Genomic DNA, 5,384 nt, shown 5'->3' on the forward strand with positions numbered 1-5,384 from the left:
GACCGGGCTGTCGGTTTAAGCCCGCATGCGTTAACGAGGGGCCACGCGGCGCCCCTTGCTCACGCGGCGCCCCTTGCTCACGCGTCGGCTAACATCATCGCGTTGATTTCGGCACATCGACTAAACCGACAGCCCGTGAACCGGGTTCGACCGAATAAAGGAATGGGCGGGTATCCTGCGCGGCGGAAACCACTCGCCCCCGCGCCGAGCTCGCTCATCGGTGGCTGGATCGGACGTTGGCTTCACAGAGGATACATCTGTCCTATTGGTCCGATCGAGCGCGTGAAGATTCAATCGGTGGTTTTCCCACCGCTGCGTTTCAGATAGTCCAGGTTTCCTTTGTGAGGAGCTTGGCGATGGTCCTTGTCGGTCAACTGGCGGTCGTAGATTTCACCGGGGCGAACCGGGTGGTGCGCCTCGTCGGCCTGTGCGATGAGCTGCTTCAGGACGTCTGGATGTTCGTCGGCGACGTTCTGCTTTTCTTCGACGTCTTGGGAGAGGTCGTACAGTTCCCAGCTTCCGCTTCTGCCTCGATAGGCTTTCCACTGATTCATCCGCACCGCCGTCTGGCCCTGGTATTCCCAGTACAGAAAGGGGTGCGTGGGTTGGTCGGGTTGCCCGAACAGGGTGGGGGCGAACGACAGGCCATCGGTGGCCGGGCACGCCGCGCCAGCGATGTCCGCGAGTGTCGGCATGATGTCCGGATAGTAGAGCAAATGATCTGATACCGAAGCCGGCTCGATTTTGCCCGGCCAACGCACCAGATAGGGCACCTTGAGACCGCCTTCATACAGCGAGCCTTTCCCGGCGCGAAAACGTTCACCGGTCTCGGGGTTCAGGTTAGGACCGAAGAATCCGTGTGGCCGCTCCGGGGTCGCAAAATAGTCCTGTCCACCGTTGTCGCCGCAGAGAAAGATCACGGTGTTGTCGTCGATCTTTAACTCTTTCAACAGGCTGATGATCTGCCCGAGCTGACGGTCGATCAGATGCATGAACGCGGCATAGACCTTGGCATCGTTTTCCGTCTGCTGGCCCGCAGTCCACGGTTTGTCTTTGAAGAGCTGCCAGGAAGGGTCATCTTCATCAATGCCCCACAGACCATGGGGCGGCGTCCAGGGAAGGTAGCAGAAGAAGCTTTGGTCTTTGTTCTTGCGGATGAACTTCAATGACTCATCGAAGATTGCGAGATGGGCATGGGTCTCGCCTTCGTAGAAGCTCAGTCCGGGATTGCCTGGCAGTGGCACCTCGACGCTGTTTCGAATCAGGTAGCGCGGATAAAACGTGTGGGCGTGGACTTGGTCGTAGTAGCCGAAGAACAAATCGAAGCCGTGCTGTTCGGGGACACCGGAAGTGCCGCGTCCGCCGATGCCCCACTTGCCGAATCCACCCGTGGCGTACCCCTGTTGCTTGAGCATGCTGCCCAGGGTGGGTTCTTCTGCGCGAATCGGTGAAAACCCGTCGTTCTTTCGCATCGACATGTGTCCGGCATGGAGACCGGTCAGCAGCGAACAGCGGGTCGGGCCGCAGACGGGAGCACCTGCGTAGGCATTGGTCAACCGCATGCCCTCTTGTGCGAAACGGTCGATGTTCGGGGTCAACAGATCGGTGTTTCCCATGTGCCCCGATTCGAAGTAGCCCCACTCGTCGAGCATGATGTAGATGATGTTCGGCCGTTGGGGCTCGGCGGCATGGGCCGTGGATCGCGAATCATCCCCGGCCAGGCCGACGAAAACGATCGTCGCGGCAACAAGCGTCAGTACAGCGTTTCGTTTCATTTGAGATAGATTTTTCGGGTAGGGGTGAGTGATTCAGTGTGTGGCGACGGCCCCTGTCGCCCAATCATCGACGGCACTCGTCAACGAATCGGCCAGTCATCGGTCCGGAACGATGATGCGGGCAGTCCGGCCTGATTGGATAGATTGGTCATGTCGCCACTGCCCCAGCCAAATCGTACGGCCACAGGCTTGGCGATCTGATCGCTACGAACAACGATCGTGTCGCCGTCGATGACCGCGCTGGCATCGACGAACGTTCTGTCAGCGCCGGCGATGGTGAAGTGGGTCAGCGGTTTTCCGTCGCGACTGGCCAGACCACTTTCCAATTCTTCAAACTGAATCCGGATAGCGTCTTGCTCGACGGTGTACCCGGAATAGATCGGTCCGGACGCGACAAGATCGGTTCGTCCGTAGTCGTGCTTGAGGGCAAGCAACGCGAGACGCTGGCCGACGGGTTTCTTCGGTTTGGGGTGAATGTTGGTTGGATTTCCAACGTCCATCGTCACCACCATTGCGGTGTTCGGTTCGGACAGCGACATCATCTGGGCTTCACGCAAAAACGCCGCGCTGACAGGTTCTTGTTTGTAGGCGAAGGGAGCAATCTGGACGAAGTAGAACGGGAAATTGCCACGCCCCCAGCGAGTCCGCCAATCTCGGATCATCGCGGGGAACAACCGGCGATACTGTTCCGGATGCGTCACGTTGGATTCCCCCTGGTACCAGATGACGCCACGGAAAGCGAACGGAACCAGCGGCCGGATCATGGCGTTGAACAACACGCTGGGGCTGCGCTGGTTCAAGCCTTTCGGCGGTTTCTGACCGCGGCTGAACAAGGTCCCGGATTGCTCCGCGATCGCGCCGTAGGTCGCAGATTGCTCATTGAATTCGGGGAAGTCGCGTTTGAGAACTTCGGGGCTGGTCCACGCCTCTGCCGAAGATCCGCCCCAGTTGGTGGAGATCAATCCGATCGGCACATCGAGTTCTTGGTGCAATCGAGAACCAAAGAAGTACGCCACCGCGCTGAAGTTCAACGCCGTCTCGGGGCTGCAGACTGTCCAGCGAGCATTCACATCGTCCTGGCCATTCAAAGCCAAAACCTGTGGCACATCGCAGAACCGAATCGTCGAAATCGTTGCCTTCTGGACATCCTCTTTGAAGTGGTCGATTCCAAAGCCTCGCAGCTTCCATTGCATGTTCGATTGGCCGGAGCAGATCCAGACTTCGCCGATCAGCACGTCGGACAGTTGCTTCGTTTCCGAACCGCTGTTGACGTCGATCCGGAAGGGGCCTCCCGCTGCCGGCGTCTTGATCGACGTGCGCCATTGGCCGTGCTCGTTCGCGGTGGCCGTGAACGTGTCGTGCGTCCAGGAAGGGGCGACCACAACGGTGCGCCCAGCTTCTACCGTTCCCCAGATCGCGGCGTCGCATTCACGCTGAAGAACCATGTGGTCCTTGAACAGGCCCGCCACGGTCAGAGCGTTGTCTGTGGATTTGGCAGCGGCGGTGCTTTGAAGTGATGTGGCTTGTTGCGCCGACGTGGCGGTGCAAGTGATCGCCATCACGAATGCGAACAGGAACGAAAGGCGTGACATGATCGTCGACCCGTTTTATTTGATGGATTTACTTGCGGAACGGCGTGCGGCCTGTGGGAGCACTGCGGCCGGATGCCTTCAATCTTGCCAGCAGGGCTTGCAGCTCTTTGCGTTTGGCTTCTTCCTTGTAGTACAGATTGGTCGTCTCGCCCGGATCGGTTTTCAAGTTGTACAGCTGTCCGGGCGCATCCGGTGCGAGTTCGGGCAGCGCATACAGTGCCATGTTGCCTTGTTCGTACCCATTGCCGCCGGAACCTTTGTGATCGAGATACTTCCAGTGTCCCTGGCGAATCTGAAACTCGCCACGAAAACTTTGCGTCAACAGATGGGGGCGAATCGAATCGGTTTCTGGCTGTTGTCCCAGCATCACCGGCAGCATGTCAAAGCTGTCCGTTGCCACGTCGTCGGGCAGTGCAACGCCGACAACCGAAGCAACGGTGGCGAAGATGTCGGTGGTGTTGGTCATTTGAGCGGTCACCTGGCCGGGCGGGATGTGTCCCGGCCATCGCGCGATGAAGGGGACGCGGTGACCGCCCTCCCAGCCGTCTCGCTTCATGCCTCGCCAGCCGCCTGACGGATCGTGCTGGTGGTCTTGCCGCATCCAGTGAACGTGCAGCGTCTCGGCCCCGTTGTCAGAATTGAACATCACCAAGGTGTTGTCATCGATCTCCAGCTCCTTCAACAAATCAATCACGCGTCCCACGATCGCGTCCAGTTGCCAGACGAAATCGGCTCGCGGCCCGGCGTCGGTGACTCCGTTGAATTCGTCGGCCGGCAACACCGGTGCGTGAGCGATCTGAGTCGACAGCACGGCGAAGAAAGGTTTGTCGGGCGTTTGTCGGACGTGATCGGTGATGAACGCTTTCGTCTTTTCGTAGAACAGCAGGTCGGCATTGATAAAGTCATAGCCCGGTGACTTCCAGCCTTCGTCGTTGTCCCACCGCCATTTGCCACCGGGGTTGGGCAGCGTGTCTCGTTTGTGTCGCTCACTGGCCGGCGTCGGGACCATGCCGTTTTCGATGTAGATGTACAGCGGGTCGGTATTGGGGCAATTGGGCGTGATGAACGATTCGTCAAAGCCTCTGGCGTTGGGGCCATCGATCAGCGGCGTACTCTTCTCGTAATCGATCAGCAGCGAATTCTCGAAGCCGCCACCGAGACGCTGTCCGTCTTTGTCGAACCAGCTGAGTCCCACGTGCCACTTGCCAAAGACACCGGTGCGATAGCCCTTCTGTTTCAGCATGTCCGCAATCGTCTGCGTGCCGGGCTTGAGATAGCTGGGGCCGCTTGGTCCTTCGAACGCCCCACCGCCCCTGCCGGTCGAACGATAAATCTGCTGTCCGGAAAACAGTCCGTATCGCGATGGCGAACAAATCGTGGAGGGACTATGCGCATCGGTGAAACGAATGCCTTCGGCCGCCATCTGATCCAAGCGAGGCGTCTTGTAAGGCGCCTCGTCGTTGTAGCACGACAGATCACCGAAGCCGAGATCGTCCGCATAGATCACGACGACGTTGGGAAGGACGTCGGCGGCCCGAGCGACGTCGGCCGACGCCAACGCGATGAGCCATCCGGCAGACCAAACGAGAAGCGATGTCTTGTTCAAAACGTTGAACTCTCCAAGTCGAATCGAAAGGGCAGGGGAGCCGCGATGAATCCCCCCCACACGCACCCGGTCGCCCCGATCACCGGCGCAGAACCGGACCGTGGCGACACTGCAATCGCCGGGGCGAGTCAACAAGCGGGAGCGATTGCCATGGCTGTCGCGACCCACAACGCCAAGGATTGTAGCCGAAAGATCGTCTCAGTCGTCCGCTTCGGGTGACCTTGCACGGCAACGGCCGGAATGTTGACATCACGCTGCGTCAGCGGAGGTGAGTGGTTGGTTAAAGGAGGCGCCTTCAAGTCCACGACATCCGATCCCTCGCCTCCGCTGACGCAGCGGGAAGTCTTTGAAGAACATCAAACGCAGGAGAACGAACAGGCTGAACGGTTGCATTGCAAGCCGCATCGAAAA

At 59.1% G+C, this 5,384-nt stretch carries 3 protein-coding genes; all 3 read right to left on the minus strand.

Features of this window, described 5'->3' with window-relative positions; genetic code table 11:
- Window positions 1–290 precede the first annotated feature (290 nt).
- Window positions 291–1,775, minus strand: coding sequence for an arylsulfatase (locus ABX749_RS20135; RefSeq protein WP_372897550.1), 1,485 nt, complete (start codon window positions 1,773–1,775; stop codon window positions 291–293).
- Between the two features lie 80 nt (window positions 1,776–1,855).
- A complete protein-coding gene (locus tag ABX749_RS20140) occupies window positions 1,856–3,367 on the minus strand; it encodes a sialate O-acetylesterase (protein WP_372897551.1) in 1,512 nt (503 codons plus the stop codon).
- Window positions 3,368–3,395: 28 nt separating this feature from the next.
- Window positions 3,396–5,108: an arylsulfatase gene (locus tag ABX749_RS20145; RefSeq protein ID WP_372897552.1), complete on the minus strand. Its 1,713-nt coding sequence runs from the start codon at window positions 5,106–5,108 to the stop codon at window positions 3,396–3,398.
- Between the last annotated feature and the right edge of the window lie 276 nt (window positions 5,109–5,384).

Source organism: Stieleria sp., assembly GCF_041595215.1.
GTDB lineage: Bacteria > Planctomycetota > Planctomycetia > Pirellulales > Pirellulaceae > Stieleria > Stieleria magnilauensis.

Excerpts from the sequence above, each read along its gene's own strand:
- ABX749_RS20140 (WP_372897551.1), bottom strand. The coding sequence starts at position 3,367 with ATGTCACGCCTTTCGTTCCTGTTCGCATTCGTGATGGCGATCACTTGC.
- ABX749_RS20135 (WP_372897550.1), bottom strand. The coding sequence starts at position 1,775 with ATGAAACGAAACGCTGTACTGACGCTTGTTGCCGCGACGATCGTTTTC.